Origin of the sequence: Sulfurospirillum sp. SCADC (assembly GCF_000743525.1) — a bacterium.
Taxonomy (GTDB): domain Bacteria; phylum Campylobacterota; class Campylobacteria; order Campylobacterales; family Sulfurospirillaceae; genus Sulfurospirillum.
Genome location: NZ_JQGK01000012.1, coordinates 44,573 through 68,523, shown reverse-complemented (window position 1 = coordinate 68,523; position 23,951 = coordinate 44,573). Strand labels below are relative to the sequence as shown.

General features: G+C 39.5%; 21 protein-coding genes. 18 read left to right on the top strand and 3 right to left on the bottom strand.

What is annotated here, in order from left to right; all coding sequences use genetic code 11:
• The first annotated feature begins 5 nt into the window (after window positions 1–5).
• The 8 genes from JU57_RS08860 to JU57_RS08825 all read left to right on the top strand — a co-directional run bounded on the left by JU57_RS08860 (window position 6) and on the right by JU57_RS08825 (window position 8,449).
• Window positions 6–1,835, top strand: a complete 1,830-nt coding sequence (locus tag JU57_RS08860; protein WP_037959827.1) for a GGDEF domain-containing protein — start codon at window positions 6–8, stop codon at window positions 1,833–1,835.
• A gap of 9 nt (window positions 1,836–1,844) precedes the next feature.
• Window positions 1,845–2,717 (top strand): radical SAM/SPASM domain-containing protein, encoded by an 873-nt coding sequence (locus JU57_RS08855; RefSeq protein WP_037959825.1) that lies wholly within the window; start codon window positions 1,845–1,847, stop codon window positions 2,715–2,717.
• Window positions 2,717–3,088: an HIT family protein gene (locus JU57_RS08850; RefSeq protein ID WP_037959823.1), complete on the top strand. Its 372-nt coding sequence runs from the start codon at window positions 2,717–2,719 to the stop codon at window positions 3,086–3,088. The genes JU57_RS08855 and JU57_RS08850 overlap by 1 nt, the downstream gene beginning before the upstream one ends.
• A 78-nt stretch (window positions 3,089–3,166) precedes the next feature.
• Window positions 3,167–4,483 carry a M99 family carboxypeptidase catalytic domain-containing protein gene (locus tag JU57_RS08845; protein ID WP_037959819.1) on the top strand — a complete coding sequence of 439 codons (1,317 nt, stop codon included), beginning with the start codon at window positions 3,167–3,169 and terminating at the stop codon, window positions 4,481–4,483.
• A gap of 30 nt (window positions 4,484–4,513) precedes the next feature.
• Window positions 4,514–5,755, top strand: coding sequence for an EAL domain-containing protein (locus JU57_RS08840; RefSeq protein WP_037959816.1), 1,242 nt, complete (start codon window positions 4,514–4,516; stop codon window positions 5,753–5,755).
• Window positions 5,756–5,803: 48 nt separating this feature from the next.
• Window positions 5,804–6,010 carry an Rdx family protein gene (locus JU57_RS08835; RefSeq protein ID WP_037959813.1) on the top strand — a complete coding sequence of 69 codons (207 nt, stop codon included), beginning with the start codon at window positions 5,804–5,806 and terminating at the stop codon, window positions 6,008–6,010.
• 187 nt (window positions 6,011–6,197) lie between these two features.
• Complete coding sequence (locus JU57_RS08830; RefSeq protein WP_294876898.1) at window positions 6,198–7,757, top strand: potassium channel protein; 1,560 nt, start codon at window positions 6,198–6,200, stop codon at window positions 7,755–7,757.
• On the top strand, window positions 7,754–8,449 hold the full coding sequence (locus JU57_RS08825; protein WP_037959810.1) for an NAD-binding protein: 696 nt from the start codon (window positions 7,754–7,756) through the stop codon (window positions 8,447–8,449). The genes JU57_RS08830 and JU57_RS08825 overlap by 4 nt, the downstream gene beginning before the upstream one ends.
• On the opposite strand, the gene JU57_RS08820 is transcribed toward JU57_RS08825, so the two are convergent.
• From JU57_RS08820 to JU57_RS08810, 3 genes are read right to left on the bottom strand one after another with little or no spacing between them, the layout of a single operon-like run.
• Window positions 8,444–9,355 (bottom strand): AEC family transporter, encoded by a 912-nt coding sequence (locus tag JU57_RS08820; RefSeq protein WP_037959806.1) that lies wholly within the window; start codon window positions 9,353–9,355, stop codon window positions 8,444–8,446. The two genes, JU57_RS08825 and JU57_RS08820, sit on opposite strands and share 6 nt — an antisense overlap.
• 2 nt (window positions 9,356–9,357) lie before the next feature.
• Window positions 9,358–9,693, bottom strand: coding sequence for a translation initiation factor (locus tag JU57_RS08815; protein ID WP_037959803.1), 336 nt, complete (start codon window positions 9,691–9,693; stop codon window positions 9,358–9,360).
• Window positions 9,683–11,278 (bottom strand): ATP-binding cassette domain-containing protein, encoded by a 1,596-nt coding sequence (locus JU57_RS08810; protein ID WP_037959800.1) that lies wholly within the window; start codon window positions 11,276–11,278, stop codon window positions 9,683–9,685. Before JU57_RS08810 ends, JU57_RS08815 begins: the two co-directional genes overlap by 11 nt.
• A gap of 318 nt (window positions 11,279–11,596) precedes the next feature.
• Here JU57_RS08810 and JU57_RS08805 point away from each other — a divergent pair, with 318 nt between their 5' ends.
• The 10 genes from JU57_RS08805 to JU57_RS08760 all read left to right on the top strand — a co-directional run bounded on the left by JU57_RS08805 (window position 11,597) and on the right by JU57_RS08760 (window position 23,951).
• On the top strand, window positions 11,597–12,331 hold the full coding sequence (locus JU57_RS08805) for a response regulator transcription factor (protein ID WP_294876936.1): 735 nt from the start codon (window positions 11,597–11,599) through the stop codon (window positions 12,329–12,331).
• A gap of 46 nt (window positions 12,332–12,377) precedes the next feature.
• A complete protein-coding gene (locus JU57_RS13770; protein ID WP_294876891.1) occupies window positions 12,378–14,270 on the top strand; it encodes a cache domain-containing protein in 1,893 nt (630 codons plus the stop codon).
• Window positions 14,271–14,370: 100 nt separating this feature from the next.
• On the top strand, window positions 14,371–14,910 hold the full coding sequence (locus JU57_RS08795) for a 4Fe-4S dicluster domain-containing protein (protein WP_037959795.1): 540 nt from the start codon (window positions 14,371–14,373) through the stop codon (window positions 14,908–14,910).
• 19 nt (window positions 14,911–14,929) lie between these two features.
• Window positions 14,930–16,840 carry an anaerobic carbon-monoxide dehydrogenase catalytic subunit gene (cooS, locus tag JU57_RS08790; RefSeq protein ID WP_037959792.1) on the top strand — a complete coding sequence of 637 codons (1,911 nt, stop codon included), beginning with the start codon at window positions 14,930–14,932 and terminating at the stop codon, window positions 16,838–16,840.
• 55 nt (window positions 16,841–16,895) lie between these two features.
• Window positions 16,896–17,669 (top strand): carbon monoxide dehydrogenase accessory protein CooC, encoded by a 774-nt coding sequence (locus JU57_RS08785; RefSeq protein ID WP_037959789.1) that lies wholly within the window; start codon window positions 16,896–16,898, stop codon window positions 17,667–17,669.
• 631 nt (window positions 17,670–18,300) lie between these two features.
• Entirely contained in the window at window positions 18,301–18,951 is a 651-nt protein-coding gene (locus JU57_RS08780) for a 4Fe-4S dicluster domain-containing protein (RefSeq protein WP_037959784.1), read from the top strand.
• Complete coding sequence (locus tag JU57_RS08775; protein ID WP_037959781.1) at window positions 18,951–20,891, top strand: proton-conducting transporter membrane subunit; 1,941 nt, start codon at window positions 18,951–18,953, stop codon at window positions 20,889–20,891. Before JU57_RS08780 ends, JU57_RS08775 begins: the two co-directional genes overlap by 1 nt.
• A 12-nt stretch (window positions 20,892–20,903) precedes the next feature.
• The gene (locus JU57_RS08770) at window positions 20,904–21,824 is read left to right on the top strand and encodes a complex I subunit 1 family protein (RefSeq protein ID WP_037959777.1); all 921 of its coding nucleotides are present in this window, start codon (window positions 20,904–20,906) and stop codon (window positions 21,822–21,824) included.
• A gap of 2 nt (window positions 21,825–21,826) precedes the next feature.
• On the top strand, window positions 21,827–22,480 hold the full coding sequence (gene hyfE / locus JU57_RS08765; protein ID WP_037959773.1) for a hydrogenase 4 membrane subunit: 654 nt from the start codon (window positions 21,827–21,829) through the stop codon (window positions 22,478–22,480).
• 1 nt (window position 22,481) lies between these two features.
• Window positions 22,482–23,951, top strand: coding sequence for a proton-conducting transporter membrane subunit (locus JU57_RS08760; protein ID WP_037959768.1), 1,470 nt, complete (start codon window positions 22,482–22,484; stop codon window positions 23,949–23,951).

The following is a 23,951-nucleotide window of genomic DNA, read 5'->3' as shown; positions in this document are numbered from 1 at the left end:
GTGTGATGCAAAAAAAGCTCTCATTGGTGATTGTTGGAACGATTTTTATCTCTTTTATGCTTTTGATGGTCATTTTAGCGTTTTCCATTCGTGATCTTGGTATCAAAAATGCTGAAGAGAAGGCACAAATCATTGCCGATTTGGTTCAAGATGGACTCTCTGCGCACATGCTCAGTGGCACGATGGATCAAAGAGAGTTTTTTCTCAATAAAATCAGCACTGCCAAAGGAGTCGAAGCGCTTTGGGTGGTTCGTAGTGAATCGGTCATCAAACAGTTTGGAAAAGGCTTCAATAACGAAGTGGTTCGCGATGAGCTTGATGAGAAAACCCTGAAAACAGGAACCGTCCACAAACAAAATGAAGAGAGCTCACACAATGCAAAGCTGCGTATCAGCACCCCATACATTGCTAAAGAGAATGGCTCGCCCAACTGTATGCAGTGTCATCAAGCCAAAGAAGGCGAAGTGTTAGGCGCCATTAGCATTGTCTTTAACATCAACGATGTTCGCACCAATGGGGTTTTAACTTCCCTCGGTATTTTGCTGCTCTCCATTTTCATTATGCTCTTTATTTTCTTCATTATGAACCGTTCGATGAAACCATTGATGGAGCTTTTTGATTCGATTACGTTTGTGATGAACAAAGCACAAGAGGGTGATTACAGCAGGCGTGTGCGCTTTAGTGGTAGCGACAAAGAGTGCCACAATGTGATGTTCTGGATCAATTCACTCCTTGAAAAACTCGAAAATACACTCAATGACATCGAAGTCACCGTTAAAAAGTTTTTAGCCCTTTCACCCAACCATCAACCCGACCTTCTTTTGGATGCGCAAGCGATTGTGCATGAGCTCTCGGACATTTATCAATTTAAACGCACGATTGAATTTGACGAAGACAAAGGACAGGTGTATCGTCGTATTGGCTCTATTTTACAACACGATTTGGGGCTTAAAGATTTTGTCTTGATCGAATCGGGCAAAGAGGCGATTAACCCGATTATCGTTTTTGACGCCTCCAGCCAGAAACGTTTGGTCGATCCAACGTGTAGGGCACTTCGTACCAAACAAGCGGTTTATTCCGATCAGTTTCGAAACATTTGTGAGTCGTGTGATTCCTGTGCGCATCATTTGTGTATTCCCTACCTTATCAGCAGTGATTTTGAGATTTTGCTCAGCATCTGGACGACGAGTGAAGCAGAGCTCACACACACCAAAGAGCAGTTGCCTAAAATTCAAAATTATATCGATGCAGCACGCCCAGAGTTGGTGAGCAAAAATTTGACGGAAATTTTAAAAGTTTCCTCTACCACCGACGCGCTCACAGGACTTTACAACCGTAAATATCTGGACGAGTACATCGAAAAAGCACTCTCGCAAGCCAAACGTAATGGCATTGTGTATGGTATTTTAATGATCGACATCGACTTTTTCAAAATGGTCAATGATACCTATGGGCACGATGTTGGGGATCGTGCTATCAAAGTTTTAGCCCATGTGCTTAAAGAGAATATTCGCGAAGCCGATACGGCCTTTCGCTTTGGTGGCGAAGAGTTTTTAATTTTACTCTACGAATGCGAAGAAGAGATGGTGGTAAACATCGCCAATAAAATACGTATCGCCTTTGAAAAAGCGTCGATTCAGTCGAACAATGGCACCACCTTTAACAAAACACTCAGTGTGGGAGCATCGATCTTCCCGAAAGATTCTGATTCATTGTGGAAGTGCATTAAGTTTGCAGACATTGCGCTTTATAAAGCCAAAGACAGCGGTCGTAATTGCATTAAACGTTTTGATCCTTCGATGCTTGATGAGCAAGAGCTCAAAAATGCCTTCTAAAACGCCTGCATGAAATTTTACCGCGTCTATGTTGAGCTCACCAATATCTGTGGGCTCAAATGCAGCTTTTGCCCACCGCAGGTCGTTCCGACACACACAATGTCGCTCGCTTTTTTTGAACATGTTTTAGACGAACTGAGCCCGTATACCAAAGAGATTGCCTATCATATGGGCGGCGATCCTTTAGCGCTTTCCAATCTTCACGCCTATTTGGGTCTTACATGTCAAAAGAATTTTAGAGGAATGCTGACCACCAGTGGCTATTATGTGGGTAAACACGATCTTCAAACGCTGGTGCATCCTGCCCTCAAGCAGATCAATATCTCGCTTAACAGCTACAATAAAAACAACATGTCTTTGAGCTTTGAAGCGTATATGGAGCCCATTTTAAAGCTCTGTGAATACAAACGTGAGCACAACCACGATCTGTTTATCAACCTTCGTTTGTGGAATATGGATGATGTTCAAAGTGAAAGAGCCTTCAATGAAAAACTCTTTGGCTACCTTGAAAAAGCGTTTGGCGTCCCTTTACATGTAAACACACTTTACGAAGAGAAACCTCGCTCCATTCGCTTGGCAGAGAAGATACTTTTACATTTTGACACCTACTTTGAATGGCCGTCTCTCTCATCGGAGCATGCTTCAGAGGGAACCTGTTTAGGGCTTGGTTCTCATTTTGGTATACTTTCCAATGGTGTCGTTGTTCCGTGTTGTTTGGATAAAGATGGTGTGATGGCACTGGGAGATTTACATGTAAACACGATGAAAAGTATTTTGAAGGCACCTAAAACACGCGCCATTATCGAAGGATTTAAGCACCATAACGCCGTTGAAGCGTTGTGTCAAAAATGCACCTACAAACACCGTTTTAAGGAGAAATAATGTCAGAAAAACTCTATGAAAATAGATATTTTTATATTTTGCGTGAAAATGCGACCATTCCATGGGTGAAAATTTTTTCACAGCATCCCTACAAAGAGCTCAGCGATTGCGATCCTGACACACAAGCAGCCTTGCTCAAAGCGATGCTGGTGGTTGAAGAGACGATGCGCTTTTACTACAATCCTAAAAAAATAAACATTGCGATGTTTGGCAATTATGTCCCACACCTGCACATTCACATCATGGCACGGTTTGAAGAGGACTCGCACTTCCCTGAATCCATGTGGGGCGCTAAACAGCGTGAATCAACCCTCTTTCTCCCCAATTTTGAGAATTTTGTAACCATTTTACAAAGCAAGTTAGCCCTCTAGACGTACGTTTGGGTAGACTTTAATCTCCCTTTTGCTAAGCTTTTTGGAAAAAATTTAAACCCATTATAAAGATACTGAATGAAAAAAATCTCTCTACTCCTTGGTCTGTTCCTTTCAACGTACGCATTGAGCGCAAATTTACACTACTCATTGATCAAAAAAGAGAGTGGCAAAGAGGGCAGCACGCTTCTCATTATCGGAGGGATTCATGGCGATGAACCCGGTGGCTATTTTGCACCCATGCTGCTAGCAAAGCACTACACCATTACGAGTGGCAATGTCTGGGTTGTTCCCAATCTTAACTTTGATAGCATTGTCCAAAATGCGCGTGGCATTAACGGCGATATGAATCGTAAATTTGCCAAAATGGAACCCAAAGATAAAGATTTTGAGATCGTGACAGAGATTAAAAAGCTGATCCTTCATCCCAAAGTAGACTTAACACTGAACCTTCATGATGGGCAAGGTTTTTATCGTGCGCGTCAGATCAACAAAGATTTCAACCCCAAAGCCTGGGGGCAAGCAACCATTATCGATCAACAAAATATGCCCAATGCCAAATACGGGAACCTCGCTGAGATCGCTAAAAAAGTTAATCAAGAGACCAATGTCGATCTCATCGAAGATGTGCATGAGTTTAACGTGAAAAACACCAACACCAAAGCGCAAGATAAAGCGATGCAACAAAGCCTGACCTACTTTGCGATTACCCATAACAAACCTGCATTTGCAATTGAAACCAGTAAAAATATCACGGAGCTTTCACACAAAGTTTTTTACCAACTCAAAACCATCGAAAAATTCATGAACGAGATGAATATCACGTACACACGCTCCTTTGAGTTATCGCAAGAGACCATCAAAGAACTTTTGAGTGATGATGGCATGCTCGAGATTCCACCCACCAAAATCATGCTTGATCTCTCAACACTGAAGCCTTATATTAAATTCTTTCCCATGAGTAAAAGCACATTGGTCTATCATAGTACCAACCCTCTTGTCGCCGTGCTTAAAGAAAAAGATGAATACAAAATCATGAATGGCAATAGGCTGGTTTCAAAACTCAAACCCGATTTTTTTGAGTTTGATGAGTCATTAAACAGTGTTGGATTGATCATTGATGGTAAAAAAACCAGTGCTAAAATTGGCTCACTCATCAGTGCCAAAAACAGTTTCCAAATTGACCCGATTCAGGGTTACAGAATTAATATTATTGGCTACTCCAAAGAAGGTGTTATCAATGAAAGTGGCATTAAAGTGACACCAAACGATTTTATGAAAAATTATGCGATTGACAAAGATGAAACCACCTATATGGTACAATTTTACAAAGATAAAAAGTTTTGTGGTATGATCAATATTAAATTTGAAGATGAGAAAAAAAGTAAAAAATAGCCTTTTGTAGTATTAAAAAAGGAGTGACGTGTGAGTACCTATGTGGGTAGACAACCCATTTTTGACAAAGAGGGTGTATGCTTTGGGTATGAGCTTCTCTACCGCTCATGCGATGCCAACAATGCGGCAACCTTTAATGACAATGCCAAAGCCACGGCGCGTGTCATTGTCAACCTCATTCATAATATTGGATTAACTCCTATTCTTGGCAATAAAAAGGGATTTATCAATGTGGATGAGACCATGCTCTTTAGCGATGCGATTTTACTGCTCCCTAAAGAGCACTTTGGTTTTGAGATTTTAGAGCATACCAAAGTCTCCCTTGCCCTTTATGAACGCGTCAAACACCTTCGTTCGCTTGGGTATCATTTTTCCTTGGATGATTTTGACTGCAGTGATACGATGATCAAAAACTATGAACCACTTTTTCCGTACATTGAGATCATCAAAGTAGACATTCAAGCCATCACCCTTGCCAATCTTTCAGAGGCCATTGAGAAGATTCAAAAGTATAACATTGCGCTTTTAGCCGAAAAAATTGAGACCCATGAAGAGCATGAAGCCTGTACAAAACTGCCTTTTCAGTTTTTTCAAGGTTACTTTTTTGAGCGACCTATCATTTTAAGCGGTCGCAAAATCGAACCCCATACGGAAAATGCGCTACGGCTGATCAACTGCATTCAGGAAAACAGTGATGTTGCTTTTATCTCTCATAAATTTGCAACCTGCCCTGATCTTGTCTACAATCTGTTGCGCCATGTCAACTCTGGTGCGTACCATTTTAAACAAAAGATTACCTCGATTAAGCAGATGGTCACCCTTTTAGGCCCTCAAAAAATCACCTCATGGTTGGGACTTTTTCTCTATGGCATTCCCCACAACCGCCCTTTTGGCACAGAAATCTTTAACAATGCCAAATTTCGTGCCAAAGTGATGGAAGAGCTTACCCTTACATGTAAAAAACCAGAACTGGCGAACAAAGCCTTTTTAACCGGCAGTCTCTCGTTGATTGACGCGTATCTGAACATCCCGATGTATGAGTTTTTAAATCATGTTCAGCTGGACGATGAGATCAAAACGGCGCTGCTGTTTCGTGAAGGCTATTTAGGAGAGTTACTCAACATTGCCATTGAGATGAACCATGCAAATGATGCAGAAGAGATTCTTAAAACACTTAAAGACAACCCCTGCTTTAGTGCAGAAGAGCTTTATGAATCGTGCATGAAAGCTACGATCTTTGTGGAAGAGAGTGAGCACGAAAAAGAACATTAAGGAGATAAAATGGAAATTGTGATTTTTTATTGTACCCGTTGAGGTTATATGCCACGAGCTTTCCGTGTGAAAGATGAAATTTTAAGCGTATATCCCAATGCAAAGGTATCACTGAGTCCTAAAATGGGTGGTTTTTTTGATGTTGTTGTGAATGAAAAAATTCTTTTTTCAAAAACAGAGAAAATTGGCACCACTACGGAGCGTTTTCCTGAAAGTGGCGAGATCGTTTCGTTATTGCAAAAAGCAGGTTTTTAACCTTTACATGTAAAGGCTTCTATTTATTAGAGTTTGTACAGAACTCTTGACACGTTTTTAAAGCAAAGCTTTAAAAACTACGTTAACACTGGGTTTTTCTTGGCGAAATGCCCACGCACCCTTGGTGCTTTTGACTTCTTACAAAAGGAGCTTTGTAAGAAGTCTATTATTTTTTAAAAGGTTTATCGTGAGTTATGTAACAAGCTATTGTGTACGATTTGCCTATTTTTTAGAGGCTTCTGCTCGTTACCATCGAGTCAAAGAGTTTTGCAGAATGCTTTTGGAACACCAACATTCAAAGCTCAAATTTTATTTTGATATTTTTATGGTTGCTTTGGTACTCATCAGCGTTTTGTTTCTTCTGTATGAAGTCAAACATCCTGATGGGCACCCATTTTTAGATGCGTTTGTCCAGTTCTCTTTGGTGGTGTTTATCATTGAATATCTGCTACGTTTTTGGATCTATTCGGATAGCCACAAGCTCTTTTTAGAACATTATGAGTATGCGATCAACAACAACCTTCCGTTTTCACTCCCTCAAACCCTGCTTGCACTTGTCAAGAAAAAAGTTGAATACATTCTCTCACCTTTGGCGATTATCGATCTTTTAGCGATTCTGCCAAGTTACCGTCCACTACGTTTTTTACGTATTTTTCTTCTTTTTAGGATTTTTAAACTCTTCCGCTATGCCAGAAGCATGAAGACATTTACGTCAATCATTACAGAAAAAAAGTTTGAACTCTTTACCTTAGCGATCTTTGCTAGCTTTGTAATTTTCACAGGAAGCTCCGCCATTTACATCTTTGAAACGCACCAAAATCCTAAGATCAACACCCTATTTGATGCGCTCTATTGGGCGATTGTTACGATGGGAACGGTCGGATACGGCGACATCGTGCCTGTAACGACCGAGGGAATGGTTGTTGCGATGATTTTGATCATTTTAGGCGTTGCCACCCTTGCCTTTCTCACCTCTATCATCGTCTCTTCGTTTCAAAACAAACTGATCGAACTCAAAGAGAGCCGCACCTTTGCGGATGTTGATAAATTGGAGAGTTATATCGTTATCTGCGGATACGGACGCGTAGGCGAAGTGGTAGCAAAAATGCTGCATGAAGATGGCTATAAACTAGTGATTATCGACAATGATGAAACTAAAATCAAATTGGCACAACAACGAGGGCTCATTGGCATTGTGGCGGATGCTTCCAAGAGCCGCATTTTAGGAGAACTCGGTGTGGGTAAACGCGCAGCGCAAATCATTTGTGCTACCAATAGCGATGAGCTCAATGTCTTTATCACCCTGACCGCTCGAAGCCTTAGCGAACAAATTATCATTATTGCGCGTGTGATCAAAAATACCCATAAAAAGAAGTACTTTTTAGCAGGAGCCAACTACGCGTTTAGCGCCGATGAGACGATAGGGCTTATGGGTGCGCAATACATTACACAACCGATCTCCTATGCAGCGTTAGATGAGATGCTCACCGAAAACACCGGCGTACTGTTTGATATGGTGCCTATTCATGAACACGCTTTTTTTATCAACCAACCCATTGCTGCACTCAATCTTTCAGAGAAACGCTTACTTCTTTTTGGTATTTTGCGTCAAAACAGTGTGCTAGCATTTGAGTTCAATCCTTCGCCTCATTGCTTACTTCAACTTCATGATACCCTGATTATCATGGGACGCAAACACCATATCAATCTGCTACGTAAACACAATGATCAAGGAAATATGGGATGAATGAAGGCAAAATACTTCTTTTTGGGTTTAACCGCTCCGCTATCGAAATTGGAACTAGGCTCAAAGCACAAGGATTTCCGTTTACCTGCATTGACAATAATGCAGCCCTGCTCCCGTATGCCAAAAAATTAGGATTTGAACTTTTAATCATGGATTACAGTGAGGATGACACACTCTTAAGTCTAGGCGTGAGCGAAGATGTCAGCTTTATCTTTACCCTTTTTGAAGAAGATGTTCACAATGTCTTTTTAACACTCTGTCTTCGAGCCCTTGATCCAAACGTGCAAATCATATCCACCACCCATACCAAAGATGCAATCCATAAGCTTGAAATTGCAGGGGTCAATACCATTTTGGATCCGTATCAGATCTGTGGAAAACGTATTTATAAACTGATCACGCAACCTGAAATTATGCAGATCATTGATGCAACGATCTTTGGAGAAGAAGACATCAATATGGAGCAAATCACTATAACAGAGCACTCTGCCCTCAATGGCGTTTTGCTGAGTGAATGTTACCCAACCCAAAACTACAATATGCTCCTCATTGGCTTGCACGACAAAGAGCTCAAAAAAGAGTTTATCTTTATCACCGAAGGGCATAACCACACATTAGATCAGGGTGATATTTTGGTTGTCATTGGGAAAAGTGCTGAAATTGAACGCTTTAGAATAGATTTTAACCTATAAAAGAGGCACGATTAAAAAGAGTGTCCCCACACAGGCTAAGGTCTCAAGCGTTGTGATGGAAGCCATCAAAGAGACATCGCCTCCTAGTTCACGCGCTAAAATATGCGAAGAGGTCGCCGTTGGCATCGAAGCAAACATAATGGCAATGCTCAAGCTCATACCAGCAAGTCCAAACAGAAGCGATAATCCATACGCGATCATAGGAAAAAGAACCAGTTTTGCCACAGTTGAGACAACGAGCTCTTTTTTAGCCTCTTTGAGATACTTAAGCTCCAACCCCACCCCCACAGACAAAAGTCCCATAGGAAGGGCTGCATGACTGAGGATGGAGACACTTTTGAGGATGAAAAGAGGCACTTCAACACCCGTAATATTGATCAATCCACCTATGGCACACGCCCCAATCAGGGGATTTTTAATGATCGTTTTGAAAAATGCACGCAACGAAAATTTTCCCTCACGCAGGTAAATGGCAAAAATAGAGATACAGAGAATATTGATAAAAGGAATCGCAAAAGCGATCACGATGGCAGCTAAGACCAACCCATCCGCACCGTAAACCGCATTAACAAGGGCTAAAAAAACATAGGTATTAAAACGAATGCCTCCTTGAACAATGGAGGTAAAAGCTCTCTTTTCAAAATGAAGGATGAGATTGAGCAGTATCAAAACCACCAAAATAGCAAAAATGCCGCCCAGAGAGGTTGCAACCAGCGTGAGCGTGTAAGTCAAATCAATTTTGGCAACGGCTAATTCATATACCAAAAGCGAAGGCATCAGAACATAGTAGGTAAACTTATCCATCTTAGGCCAAAAATCCGTTGAAGGAAATTTCGCATGCTTAAACGCATACCCCGCAAAGATGATCAAACAGATCGGTAAAAGAGCACCCAGTACATAATTCATGCTTATCCCTTAAATCGAAATTCCTCAGCCATTAAAATCGTTTTGAGTTTTTCGCGACACTCGCCTTGAAACTCCATCCACTCTTCTTTACATGTACCGCCACTGCCGAGCTTTTTTTTCACGAAAGAGCAGAGCTGAACCAACGCTTCTTTCTCCAGAAAAAAAGGACCCACGATAGAGACGGGTTTGCCTTGACGTTTTTCCATTTTTAACACTAAAAAATGCTTTGTTGGCAGTTTGATCTCATGAGCAGTTGAGGAGGCTTTCTCTTCCTCAAATTGCCATGCGGTACCTCGATCTAATGCAGAGCCGATAGAAAAAAGAGACTTATTTGCCATACATCTCTCTAAAGGCTTCGTAATCGCCTTTAAAATCAATCATCGTTCCATCAGGGTGAAGTTCAATGATGCGATTGGCAAAGGCATCAATAAGCTCTCTATCGTGTGTGACACAGATGACATTACCCGGAAATTTAAACAATCCCTCGCCCAGAGCGATAATCGCTTCAAGATCCAAGTGGTTATCGGGCTCATCAAGGACTAAAAAGTTACCACGTTGCAGCATCATTTTAGAGAGCATCATGCGGTGTTTTTCACCACCACTGAGCTGACTCACACTCTTTTTTTGCTCCTCACCCGAGAAAAGCATACGTCCTAAACACTTTCTGATTTCATCCAAATCTTTTTTGTCATCGTACTGTTGCAACCACTCAAAGAGTTGAAAATCGCCGGTGATCATATCGGTTGTATTTTGAGGAAAATAGCTCGTCGTAATCGTAGCACCCCATTTAACCGTTCCTGTATCAGGAGAAAGTTGCTCCATAAGAATGTTACACAAGGTTGTTTTACCCACACCATTGTGTCCAATAAGTGCTATTTTTTCACCTTTTTCCACTTTAAAGCTAATGGTATGCAGTACTTTTTGATCCCCATAACTCTTCTCAATGCCTTCGACATCTAAAACTTCATTGCCAATGTCACGTCCCATGCGAAACACGATGCTTGGATCCCTGCGTGAAGAAGTTTGAATGTCTGCAATGTCGAGTTTTTCAAGTCTTTTTTGACGCGAAGTGGCTTGTTTCGCTTTAGACGCATTGGCAGAGAAGCGACGCACAAAAGCTTCAAGTTCCTCTTTTTCTTTGAGTTTTTTATCTCTGTCCATCTCTTGCTGTTTTGCAATTAAATTCGCCGCCATATACCACTCATCGTAGTTACCCGTAAATTCACGAATCTTCTTAAAATCGACATCTAAGATGTTGGTTACAACGGAGTTAAGGAAGTGTCTATCGTGCGAGATGACCACCATCGTTCCTTCATGGCGAATCAGTTGCTCTTCCAACCACGAGATCGCTTCAAGGTCTAGGTTGTTGGTTGGCTCATCAAGGAAGAGAACATCTGGTTTGGGGTAAAGCACTTGGGCTAGCAAAATCTTAAATTTATCACCTCCGGTGAGCTCACTCATTAACGTCTCTTGTTCACTTACAGGAAATCCAAGTGAACCTAAAATTTTCTCAATATTCACTTCCACTTCATACGTCGGATCTTCTTCCGCACAGATGATCTCAAGCTCTGCTAGACGGTCATTGACCTTCTCGTCTGAAAAATCGCCCGTTGCATACAGATGCTCTTTTTCTTTAATCGCATCGTAAAGTCTCTTATTCCCATACATAACCGCATCTTTAAGCGTAAACTCTTCAAACGCGTACTGGTTTTGATTTAAAACGCCAACACGTAGACCATTTTCAACCGAAATATTGCCACTCGTTGCATCAATTTGCTTCGACAAAATCTTCAAAAATGTTGTCTTACCTGCACCATTTGCACCAATAAGTCCGTAACGTTTACCCTTGTCTAATTTAAGGCTAATATTTTCAAATAAAAGCTGATGCGCAAAACGCATCGTTAGGTTATTCACTTCGACCATAGATTCTCTCTTTGTTTTTCGCGGATTATAGCACTATGTTGCTTGTTTCAAAATTTACCTCTTAAGAATGGTTACAAATATGGCTTCGAAGAATTAAATTATGTCTATAAAATTTGGGTTATTCCAGTAGATCTATTATTCCCATTTTAAGTTGGCTTCAAAACTTTAGAATAATTCAAACTAAGTGGGTGTATCATTGAGACAATTATCAAGACTTTATTCAAAAATGTTACATCCTTATTTTGATGTAGCATTTTTAAAATTAACTCTAGCAATTTGGTTCTTAGCAGTAGTAGAAATTAGATTGGAGCACAAGTGATGATAGATTTTCATACGGTATACTCGCTTACACAGGATATGGCACTTTTGTATATCGAAGATGATCCTTCTTTTTTAGAAGAAAGTAGTGAGGTTTTTGGAGAACTTTTTTATACCGTCCATACGGCTACTCATGGTGAAGAAGGGCTTGAAAAATATCTCTCTTTTTTTCGAAATACCTCAAAACACTATGACATCGTCGTAACAGACATTAATATGCCTAAAATGGATGGCATTGCATTGATTAAAAAAATTTATGAGATTCATCCAAACCAAATCATCATTGTTGTTTCAGCGCACAATGAACCTCAATACCTCTTAGAGCTTGTTAATTTAGGCATAGAACAATTTCTTCTCAAACCTAATAATTATGACACTATTTTAAATGTTTTTCATAAAAGTGCTTCTAAATTTTTGCGTTCCATACACAAAGAGACAGAAACATTTCAAATTAGTTTAGGGACTGGGCTTTTATGGGATAAACAAACAAGTGTATTGTATGAAAACAATGAGGTTATAAAACTTACTAAAAACGAAACACTTTTGATGCAAGTTTTTATTAAAAATCGCACAAAGATTTCAACTTTACAAGAAATCTTTGATACATTATGGCACAATGAACCTCACTTAGCATGCGCAGAAACCCTTAAATCAATCATCTCAAGGCTTCGTAAGAAAATTTCAACAAGTACTATTGAGAACGTTTATGGTTTAGGGTATAGATTAGTGTATTAGCAGACAAATGATAAAATCTAAAATACTTCAAAAAACAATGCTCCTCATGGCAGTTTTAATTTCAGGCTACATCGGTGCTGTCTTAATCCATGCTTTTCCTAAAGTAAACAATAAAGTGACACAACTTGAAAAGATCAATATAGAAGAAGTTCTTAATAAAATTGTTTCTATCAGTGAAATAGTCTATCAGCACTTAGATGAATTTGAAAATGAAGCAATTAATTCACGTCAAAAAATGTTGCAAAATGCATCATTGCTCCCTGCATCTGTTTTTGAAGATTATTATGCAAAAAAGACCTTGCAAGACTTAAATGAAAATGAAGCTAAAAAACAAGTCTATAGTAAACTAAGTGGTTTGAAATACCCCAATAATGGTCATTTCTTTGTTATCAATCAAGATGCAAATATTCTTGCACTCTCATTGAATAAGACACAAAAATCCCCCTCTTTTTTAAATGATACAGCCTTCCTATTGCAACTTACCAAAGAGGCTAAGGAAAAAAAAGAGGCATTTGGACGCCATGTCGATACTTTAGAAACATTGGTGTATCTTAAATGGTTCCAACCGTGGAATCTTTTCATCGGGGTAGATGAACCCATTGATGAAATTTCTCATGTTATTGAGCAGAAAAAGCATGAGCTTTTTGAAAAACTCAATACTATCATTAAATCTCTTAACAGAGTCAATGTAGGACAATCTTTTATTTTTGATAAACAAGGTTATGTGATTGTTACTCAAGACACCTATATGCTAGATCATAATCTTAAAACCATTTACAATCCAAATACACAAAAGAATCTGTATGATACATTCACCCAAACCGCACATACTTCAAAAATACTTCACTTCAAATGGAACAAACCAGAAGATACTGAACATTATCGTTATGAGAAAATTTTATGGATTGATTACATACCAAAACTTCAATGGTATGTAGCTACAACAGCGTATGTTGAAGAGCTTGAAATCATGTCCAATAAATTACAAAAAATTATCGCCTCTTTAGGAATCATTGTTCTTATCATTGCACTTATCATCAGTTATATCTTTTTTAAAAAACTTTTACAACCTATCTCAACACTTTCAGAGATGGCAAACAGTGCAACAAAGGGAGATTACAGTGTACGCTCTTCTATCAAATCAAACGATGAGATAGGAGAGCTTTCAAAAAATTTCAACACTATGATTGAAACCATTGAGAGTAATATTAAAAAAGAGAAGCAAATGATGGAACAATCCCGTTTGGCACAAATGGGAGAGATGATGAGCATGATTGCACACCAATGGAGACAACCTTTAGGTGCCATCGGCAGTGCTACAACTTTTATTAAAATTCAAAGCGAAAAATACCATCTTGAAAAAACCGATGATAGGTTTCTTTTTTTGAGTGCTTTGAATAAAAAACTTGCTAGTATTGAAGAGTATGTCCATTTTCTTTCCACTACCATCGATGATTTTAGAACCTTTTTTAAACAAAATACCGAAAAAGAGTTGGTTCTTCTAACGACACCTGTTGAAAAAGCATTGCAAATGATTGAAGCTTCGTTAATAAGTAAAAATATTAAAGTTCTCAAACATTATCAATGCAATCATCCTATTGAAGTGTACAAGAATGAGCTTGTACAAGTTATTTTGAACATTCTTAAAAACAGTGAAGATAATTTTGTAGAAAAAAATATCTCACAGCCTTGCATTACCATTTCGACCCAAAAAAATGACCACACTTATACCATAGGGATTGAAGACAATGGTGGAGGTATTTTAGAGGAGTTTCTTCCTAAAATTTTTGAGCCTTATTTCTCAACCAAGCTTGAAAAAAATGGGACAGGGCTTGGTCTTTACATGTCAAAAGTCATTATTGAAGAACATCACCAAGGGAAACTTAACGCTACTGATGTGCAAAATGGTATTCTTTTTGAAATAATTTTATACATCTAACCCCGAATTTTTTTACTGCAACCTTTCTGCAACCCTCATCAAGTAATCTTTTTACATGTAAGCCAAAACCTCTTTGGCAAATCTATCAAAAGGAGTTCTCGTGAGCGATGTTATTGATAATGTATTTATCTATACAGACCCTGAACGCTGCATGGGATGTCATAGCTGTGAGTTAGCCTGTGCTACATCTCATTCATCTTACGATTTTCATAGTGCTGTGCTTGCAGGTGTTGTACTTATCCCACGCAATAAAGTAATCGCCATCAAAAATCAAACCACTACATCTCAATGTGTACAATGTGAAGCACCCTGTTTGGATGCGTGTACGAGCGATTGTATTACGCGTGAAGCTGTTGGCGTCATTAAAATTGATGAAGAGGATTGTATAGGATGCAAATTGTGTTTTAAAGCATGTCCTTATGATTCCATTACGATGGTTGAAATGCCTCAAGAAGAGCCAACAGATGGTAAAAAGAAACGCAAAAAATTCAAAGCATTCAAATGCGATCTTTGTTTTGATCGAATGGATACGGATGGCACTTTACACTCAGCGTGTGTTGAAGCATGCCCCACGGATGCCATCATGATCACTCGTGATAGCAGCTACAGAACAAAATCTCTTAGCCTACGTGGCTATTAATATTTCAAAAGGAGTATGCATGTTGGAAACACCTCGAATTAAAACCGTTGATATATCCGCACAACACATGATTTTTAAAGCAGAATTGGATAAAGTTGAAACCGCATGGGATCGCTATGATGCAATGCAACCTCAATGCGGATTTGGAGAGACAGGTTTATGCTGTCGTATCTGCTGGAAAGGTCCTTGCCGAATAGATCCTCTAGGAAATGGACCTAAAAAAGGTATTTGTGGTGCCAATGCGGATACCATAGTTGCACGCAATCTTTTACGCAGTCTTTGTGTGGGAGCAAGTGCCCATACAGAACATGCACGCCATATTGCCCATACGCTTTATGCGCTTTCACAAAACGCAGCACCTGCTTATGCCATTAAAGATGAAAATAAACTTTTAGATGTTGCCAAACGTTTAAAAATCAATACAGAAGGTCGAGCCATCATAGAAATAGTCCATGAAGTTGCGTCCATATCTTTAGAAGATTTTGGACGTTTGCATGGTGAGTTTAGATGGCTCAATGCCGTTATTAATCCATTGCGTAAAGCGAAACTTGAAGCTTTAGGAATCATGCCTCAGAATTTAGACAGTGTGGTTGTCAATGGACTCTCTAGAACACACGTTGGCTCTGAATCTGACCCACTCAATCTTCTTTTGGCTGGAGCTAGACTCGCAGCAGCCGATGTCTCAACTATGGCTATGGGAACCGAACTCTCCGATATTTTATTTGGTACACCACAACCTACCATGACAACAGCCAATTTAAGTGTGCTTAAAAAAGATGCCATCAATATAGCACTTCATGGGCACAATCCTCTTTTATGTGAGATTGTCTGTGATGTTGCCGCTACGATGAATGATGAGGCAAAACGACTAGGCGCTTCAGAGGGAATTAATATCGTAGGCGTATGCTGTACGGGAAATGAGCTTATGATGCGTCATGGTATTCCATTGGCGGCAAATTATCTTTCTCAAGAGTTGACGATTATTACAGGGGCTGTTGAAGCGATGGTGGTAGACACTCAATGTATTATGCCAGCAGTCGTTGAGACGGCTAGTAACTACCATACCGTTGTCATCAGCACCTTGGATGATAACAAAATAGCAGGAGCAACGCATGTTTCTTTCCACCCCGAAACAGCGACAGAGGGAGCTCGAAAAATTGTTCAACTTGCCCTTGATGCTTACAGTAGACGAGATCCTAAAAAAGTTGATATTCCATCCAATACACAAAAAGCTATTGGTGGATTTAGTTATGAAGCTATCATTGCTGCGCTACGGATGGTTGATAAAGAAAATCCTATCAAGCCATTAATCGATAATATTGTCAATGGAAATATACAAGGCGTTGTTCTTTTTGGGGGATGTAATAATACGAGAGTCGTTCATGATTACAACTATACCACCATGACTAAAGAATTAGCCAAGAAAAATATTTTAGTGCTTGCTACAGGATGTGCGGCAGGAGCATTGGCAAAATTTGGTCTTATGACACAACAAGCAACAGAAGAGTATGCAGGTGATGGTCTTAAAGCGGTTTTAACGGCTGTGGGACAAGCTGCTGGACTTGGAGGTCCATTACCGCTTGTACTTAATATGGGCTCATGTGTTGATAACACCCGTGCAGTGAGACTTGCAAATGATATAGCAAATACGCTAGGAGTTGATTTAGACTCTCTTCCAATATGCGTTTCTGCCCCAGAGTTGATGTCTGAAAAAGCACAAATTATTGGTACTTGGGCAGCTGTTTTAGGATTACCAGTTCATATTGGTATTGTGCCACAGGTTATTGGATCACCTTTTGTGACGAGCTTTTTAACACAAGGGATGGAAGATGTTCTAGGTGGTAAATTTATTGTTGAAGTCGATCCTATTGAAGCTGCAAATAAGCTTTATGCAGAGATTCAAAAAAGACGCCAAAAATTAGGCATATAAATCTTTATGGGGAGTTTTTCTCTCTCCCCATCTATTTTTTTAAAAGGAAATGTACATGAAAATAGCAATTACAGGCAAAGGTGGTGTTGGTAAAACAACATTAGCAGGGACATTGGCACGCTTATTTGCCAAAGACGGTAAAAAGGTCTTCGCAGTTGACGCTGATCCGGATGCAAATCTTGCTTCTGCCATTGGTATACCTTTGGAAAAATCTAAAAACCTTATCCCTTTCTCAAAAATGAAATCATTGGCACGTGAACGAACAGGTGCCGAAGATGGCTATGGTTCTTTTTTTATTCTCAACCCAAAAGTAGATGATTTGCCAGAGACTTATTGTTTAGAGCATTTAGGGGTTAAACTTTTAACCATGGGAACCATTGAATTGGGTGGCGGGGGATGTGTTTGTGCAGAAAATGCTTTAATTAAGCGCCTAATGCAACATCTTTTAATTCAAAACGATGAAGTTGTTATTATGGATATGGAAGCAGGAATTGAACATCTTGGAAGAGGTACAGCGGAATCTGTCGATGCACTGATTGTTGTGGTTGAACCAGGACAAAGAAGTATTCAAACGGCTCATCAAATTAATGCTTTGGCTAAGGACATTGGTATTAAAAGAGTTTTTATTGTTGCTAGTAAAATTAAAGATGTCCAAGACCTAAACTTTATTCAAACACAGCTTAAAGAATTTACCCATTTAGGGTTTATTACCTTTAGTGACGCGATTCGAGAAGCAGATATGAATGGATCATCTCCAGCAGATACGAGGTCATCCGTAGTAGAGGAAATTAACGTTATAAAAAACGAATTGATAAAAATTTTCAGTTAAAGGACGGGCAACGTGGAGCCAAATTAAGCATATTATTTTAACACGAATGTGCGGTAAAAAACTAGGGATTCGGAACTAAAATTGGTTATTGTATTGAAAAACTTCATGACTAAAGGATTTTCAATAGATATAAAAAGCCATTATTTAGTCGCCCCTGAAAAACCAATTCAAACCCAATCCCAACACCCCCAATAATGCGAAAATACGCACTCTGACTTATTTCGCAGCGAATGATTTTAGCAGAGATTACCGTATAATTCCAAAAGCTTAAACAGTTTCACATTGGCACTGACGTTACACCCTATTTATTGAAACAATTAAAACAGCTTTTTATCTGATTATTACGGCTAAATTTGGTAATAATGATTAAAACATATCAATTAATGGATTTTTCATTAAATTAAAACTTTTGTAGCTTATTTTATTGACTGCTTTTTCAGTATGTCAATTATTAATTTTAAATAAAATATAAATTTATAAATTAAGCTATTTTCATGCTATAAAGTTAATATATAATTCCTTGCACAAAATAGAGTTAAATATCATATCTAAGTCATCTAGCAATGATATAGTTATTAAATTGTTATACTAAATTTATTAATTAAGCTAAATATCCCTTAGAGGAACGTCTATGTCCAAAGTTCATAAATTCGTTATTACCAATCCCGATATGTGTATTGCCTGTAATGCCTGTATGAAAACATGTATTAAACATGCCTACATGCGTGGTAAACTCTCCAAAAAAAGACTCGATGTCCTGACCTTAGAGAGTGGAAAAATGCCCAACCAGTGTCGTCAATGCGATGATGCGCCTTGTGCCAATGTCTGCCCAACCGGTGCGCTTCGTATCGCTAATGCCTGTGTTGAGCTGTGCGAAGAGATCTGCATCGGCTGTAAGCTCTGCACGATTGCGTGCCCTTATGGTGCGATCAACATCGATGCGGAGTTTCCCCCTTCCATTATAGAGGAGGTAGAGCGCCACTTGGAAGCTGGCTGTATCAGTGGGCTGAAAAGCATTGCCATTAAATGCGATATGTGTGATGGCATCGAAAGTGGACCTGCCTGTGTGAGTGTCTGCCCAACAGGGGCTCTGGTCATGGTTGACCCCGTCCTTGGAGAATGCAAATTTGGCAAAAAAATCAAAGGCGATCTAGCACCTTTTCTTAAAGCGATTGTGCCCGATGTCATTTTTGCCAACATTCCGCCTCCAGAGGTGAAAAAGCCTAAAGAACCCAAACCTGCGCCTATCGAAACATTAGAAACCAATCAAGAGGAAGCATAATGCAAACGATATATACTCTATTTTTGTTAACCTCACTTCTTTCCCTTCTACTCTATAAAAAACCGCTCCTTGCCCAAAAGCTAGGATTTGGTTTTGCCTGTGTGATCTCGCTTTATGCGACGATTTTTTTCTTCTCGCATCTTGGTGAAACGATGATATGGAAATTACCGGGGAATTTTATCAGTTCACCTCTTTTTAGACTGGATTCCATAGGAATGTTCTTTAGCTTTTTAGTGAGTTTAATTGCATTTGCGGTTTCACTTTTTAGCTTTGATTACGCGAAATTCTATGAAAAGAGAGCCAATTTAGCCGTTTTTGCTTCACTCTTTAACGCGTTTATTCTCTCCATGCTCTTAGTCATTGCAAGCGATAATGTCTTCTCTTTTATGCTTTTATGGGAAATGATGACCCTGATCTCTGCCCTTCTGATTTTAATTAACGATGGTGAAGGTGCTGGGAAAAAGGTTATGATTTACCTAGGAATCGCCCAAATTGGAGCCTTTTCTTTAATGGTCGCTCTTTTAATTATGGCAAGTTTTGCAGGCAGTTTTGAGTTTAGCAAGTTTGCAGATCTCAACATTGGGTTTGGGATGAGTATGACACTTTTTGTGTTGCTGCTTGTAGGACTTGGCTCCAAAGCAGGTATGTTTCCATTCCATGTTTGGCTGCCTATAGCGTACTGCCAATCTCCATCAAACGCCTCAGCCTTGATGAGTGGGGTCATGATCAAAGTAGCCCTCTTTGCGTTTATCAAATTTTCACTTCTTTTGCCACAGTTTGCCCAGTTTGGCTATATCTTACTCTTGATGGGAGCACTCAGCTGTATCTTTGGCATTATCTATGCACTCGCTTCCAACGATTACAAGGCGTCCATCGCATACAGTTCATGTGAAAACGTCGGTATCATCTTTTTAGGACTGGGTGGCGCTTTTTATGGGCTGGGAATCCATTCACCCATCATTGCACTGATGGGCTTTATCGCAGCTTTCTTTCATATTTTGAACCATGCCGTTTTCAAATCACTCCTGTTCATGTTAAGCGGAAATATCTTCACGGCAACCAAAACACGCAATATGGACGCCCTTGGTGGACTTCATAAAAAGATGCCTATCACCTCTATCATCTTTTTTGTTGCCGCCATCTCTATCTGTGCACTGCCTCCGCTCAATGGATTTGCAAGCGAATGGGTCATCTATAAAACGATGGTCATCGGGGGCATTGATGAAGGTGTTGCATCACGCTTCTTCTTTACACTCGCCATCATCGCCCTCTCCATCACGGGAGCTATGGCTATTATGGCATTTTCAAAAATGTACGGCTCCGTTTTCTTAGGCATAGCTCGTAATACCCAATGCGTTGAAGAAGCGAAAGAGGTCTCCTTTCTAAGACTTTTACCACTAGGGTTACTCGCAAGTCTTTGTGTGGGAATAGGCATTTTTATGAGTGATGTCGTGGGTATGCTCTCAAAGATTGTTTTGACACTGATACCCCAAACAAGCCAGAGTGTTTTTGGATTGATCTCCATGCCTATCATTATTATGATTATGCTTCTATGTGCCATCCTTCCCTTTGTGTTCCTTTACCTCTTAAAGGCAAATCATAAAGAGGTGAGAGTGACCGAGCCATGGGCATGTGGATTTCTTTACAACAAAAATATGCAAATTGGGTCAAACTCCTTTACAGGTGATATTAGAAAAGCACTCAGCTTTATTGTGAGATACGAGCAAGAGATTAAGATGGATGGGTACTTTTCAAAAGCAGTTTATACACAAAAAGTCCATGACCTCTTTTGGGATAAGCTTTATGCACCCGTGATTCATTCTGTCATGGTTATTGCCGAAAAAATAGGTATCTTTCAAAATGGTAGAACCAATCTTTATGCAGGCTATATCTTGATTTATCTTTGTTTTGTACTCATCTTTGGGTATTACTATCTATAAAAGGCAGAATTCATGGACTTTTTATATCTATTATTACAACTTATTTCAGCAATATTAGTTGCTCCTCTCTTTGATGGAATTTCAAGGAAACTCAGAGCCAAATTTCAATCAAGAGTAGGACCTAGTATCTTTCAAACCTATCGTGATCTTTTGAAACTCTTAAAAAGAGGTCGTACAAAGTCACACAGCACAAGCTATATCTATCAAATCGCACCTTATGTACTCTTTGTGAGTGCGGCGGCGATGTTTTGTGCCTTGCCCATTGCGTATGACACTCATTCGGGTGCTATATCACAGTTTTCGGACATCTTTGTTCTGCTCTATTTAGGGGCACTTTTTCGATTTATGTTTATCGTTGCGGGTATCGATACTGCCAACCCTTTTGCAGGAGTCAGTGCGAGTAGAGAAGGAACACTTGGTTTTTACACCGAAGAGATTGCCGTCATTTGTCTTGTCGTTGTCATGATGGGTACGGGAAGCACGAATCTAGCGTATATTACGACCTTGGTACAAGAGGGTAATTACGGTTATGCTTTTCCTTCGTTTTCGATTGCAGCCACTGCGTTTTTATGGGTCATGTATGTTGAAACAGGTCGAAAACCTTATGACTTGGCTGAAGCGGAACAAGAACTCCAAGAGGGTGTTTTGGGTGAATATTGTGGTAAAGACCTTGCCATCATTGATGTTGCCATACTTCTTAAGCAATTTACGATGTTGGGATTTTTCCTCGTCATTTTTATACCGTGGAGTTTTGAGAATCCGATTTTATCCTTGATTGCTTTCTTGGCTGAAGTAGGATTTCTTTATGTCATGGGTGTTTTTATCGATAACTTTGGGCCAAGGTTTACAGTCAACAATGGTATAAAAAGAACGATGCTTTTTGCACTTTCTATTTCATGTGCTTCTTTAGTACTCTATATTATGGGAATATAACTATGGCAAATATTAATATTATTGATATCGTTGCAGTGTTAATGATGGTCACGAGTTTTGCGGTATTTGGCTTACGTCAATACCGTCATAGCATTCAAGCGTATGCAGTGCAAACGCTTTTGTTGGTCATTATTTTTTTGGCTTTATATTTTAAATACGGTACGCATGAACTTCTTATCTGGGCAGCCACCGCTTTTGTGATCAAAGTGCTCTTTGTGCCTTTATATTTAATGAGACTCGTCAAACAACTGAATCTTGTTGTTGAAGATGAACCCGTGGGTGGATTTTTCATATCACCCGTTGTGGCACTTAGTTTTTCACTCGCAGTTGCCATGATGCTGTACAAAGTCTTTATACATTTTTCACTTTTTCAAGATGTCTTGCCACTGTATGCGGCTTCGTTTATCTTCATGATGGGTATTTTTGGATTTATTTTAAGAAACTCATTTCTGAAACAAATTCTCTCGTACTGCCTTTTTGAAAATGGCATACACCTAAGTCTAGCACTTATGGCATACAGTTCTCATGAGCTTGTAGAGATTGGTATTTTAACCGATGCTATCTTTGCGGTTTTGATTATGAGTGTTTTGGCGAAGCGATTTTATGCTGCTTATGGAAGTCTTGATACCTCCAAAGCCGTAAATTTAAGGGGATAAAATGGATATTTTAGTATTAATACTCACCGTACCTTTTGCGTTTGGCATGATCATGTTTGTCATGCCACTTCGTTTTAAGCTCTTACAAAATTTGCATATCGTTTTTAGTGTGATTGTCTCTACCCTTTTGCTGAGCGCAGTGGGAAAAGTTGTCAATGCAGAAGAACTTTCTATTTTTCATAACTATATTTTCTTAGATTCCCTAGGCGCTATCTTTTTATCATTGATTGCTATTACAGGTCTATTGGTCAATGTCTATGCTACCACCTATATGAAGTGGGAGTTAGAAGATGGACATATCGATATAAAAGAGGTAAAAAACTACTTTGCGCTAAGTTTCATCTTTACATGGACAATGAGTTTAAGCGTCTTGTGCAATAACATCGCCTTTATGTGGGCAGCTATTGAGGCAACTACGCTTGCTTCAGTTTTTCTTGTTGCGGTTAAAAAAGATAAAAAGTCCACAGAGAGTGGTTATAAATACATCGTTTTATGTAGCATTGGTCTTGCTTTTGCCCTTTATGCAACGATATTACTTTTCTCAGCAGCCAATGGTAAGATTGATGGGGAAGCAATGCTCTATACCAATCTTCTTGCCAATGCCGTCAATTTAGACAGTGTGGCTTTAAAACTTGTCTTTATCTTTGCACTTATTGGTTTTGGAACCAAAGCAGGACTTGCTCCTACCCATACATGGTTACCCGATGTTCACGCAGAAGGACCTGCGCCTACATCTGCCCTACTTTCAGGCATACTTCTAAAATGTGCCATGTTGGGACTTGTTCGCTACTATGCTATTGTCGCCAATGGGGTTGGTTTTGACTTTGTACAAACCGTGATGATTGTCAGTGGCACACTCACCCTTTTTATATCAGCTTTCTTTTTGATCCGTCAACACAATGTTAAAAGGATGTTTGCGTATCACTCCGTAGCACATATGGGCGTTATCGCTTTTGGACTTGGTGTGGGTGGTGCGATTGGGCTTTTTGCAGCACTTTTTCACTGTGCAGCACACTCTTTTACTAAAGCGTTAGCGTTTTGTTCAACAGGAAACATTGCTCGAATTTACGGTACCAAAGATATGACGAAGATGGGTGGCATGATACGCATTGCTCCACTGACTGCCGTCCTTTTTGGTATTGCTATCTGTTCACTGGTCGGTGTTCCCGGATTTGCAATTTTTGTGAGTGAATTTTTGATTTTTAAAGCAGCCGCTATCGGCGAACAATATCTTTTAATGGGTATTTTTGCCATTGCCTTAGCGATCATTTTTATAGCTGACTTTTCACACTTCTTTTTAGCAACCTTTGGTAAAGTTGAAGGAGAAGTGGTGCATAACAGTGAAATGAAATTCAGTGAAAATTTTCCATTGATTGCCTTAGCCATTTTGATTGTAGCTTTTGGTATATGGCAATTTGATTCTTTTACGTTTCTTTTAGATGAGAGCGTTAAATCCATAATGAAAAAATAG

Excerpts from the sequence above, each read along its gene's own strand:
- JU57_RS08805 (WP_294876936.1), top strand. The coding sequence starts at position 11,597 with ATGATAGATTTTCATACGGTATACTCGCTTACACAGGATATGGCACTT.
- JU57_RS08785 (WP_037959789.1), top strand. The coding sequence starts at position 16,896 with ATGAAAATAGCAATTACAGGCAAAGGTGGTGTTGGTAAAACAACATTA.
- JU57_RS08760 (WP_037959768.1), top strand. The coding sequence starts at position 22,482 with ATGGATATTTTAGTATTAATACTCACCGTACCTTTTGCGTTTGGCATG.
- JU57_RS08810 (WP_037959800.1), bottom strand. The coding sequence starts at position 11,278 with ATGGTCGAAGTGAATAACCTAACGATGCGTTTTGCGCATCAGCTTTTA.
- JU57_RS08780 (WP_037959784.1), top strand. The coding sequence starts at position 18,301 with ATGTCCAAAGTTCATAAATTCGTTATTACCAATCCCGATATGTGTATT.
- JU57_RS08850 (WP_037959823.1), top strand. The coding sequence starts at position 2,717 with ATGTCAGAAAAACTCTATGAAAATAGATATTTTTATATTTTGCGTGAA.
- JU57_RS08770 (WP_037959777.1), top strand. The coding sequence starts at position 20,904 with ATGGACTTTTTATATCTATTATTACAACTTATTTCAGCAATATTAGTT.
- JU57_RS08815 (WP_037959803.1), bottom strand. The coding sequence starts at position 9,693 with ATGGCAAATAAGTCTCTTTTTTCTATCGGCTCTGCATTAGATCGAGGT.
- JU57_RS08835 (WP_037959813.1), top strand. The coding sequence starts at position 5,804 with ATGCCACGAGCTTTCCGTGTGAAAGATGAAATTTTAAGCGTATATCCC.
- JU57_RS08845 (WP_037959819.1), top strand. The coding sequence starts at position 3,167 with ATGAAAAAAATCTCTCTACTCCTTGGTCTGTTCCTTTCAACGTACGCA.
- JU57_RS08860 (WP_037959827.1), top strand. The coding sequence starts at position 6 with ATGCAAAAAAAGCTCTCATTGGTGATTGTTGGAACGATTTTTATCTCT.
- cooS (WP_037959792.1), top strand. The coding sequence starts at position 14,930 with ATGTTGGAAACACCTCGAATTAAAACCGTTGATATATCCGCACAACAC.
- JU57_RS13770 (WP_294876891.1), top strand. The coding sequence starts at position 12,378 with ATGGCAGTTTTAATTTCAGGCTACATCGGTGCTGTCTTAATCCATGCT.
- JU57_RS08820 (WP_037959806.1), bottom strand. The coding sequence starts at position 9,355 with ATGAATTATGTACTGGGTGCTCTTTTACCGATCTGTTTGATCATCTTT.
- JU57_RS08855 (WP_037959825.1), top strand. The coding sequence starts at position 1,845 with ATGAAATTTTACCGCGTCTATGTTGAGCTCACCAATATCTGTGGGCTC.
- JU57_RS08825 (WP_037959810.1), top strand. The coding sequence starts at position 7,754 with ATGAATGAAGGCAAAATACTTCTTTTTGGGTTTAACCGCTCCGCTATC.
- hyfE (WP_037959773.1), top strand. The coding sequence starts at position 21,827 with ATGGCAAATATTAATATTATTGATATCGTTGCAGTGTTAATGATGGTC.
- JU57_RS08775 (WP_037959781.1), top strand. The coding sequence starts at position 18,951 with ATGCAAACGATATATACTCTATTTTTGTTAACCTCACTTCTTTCCCTT.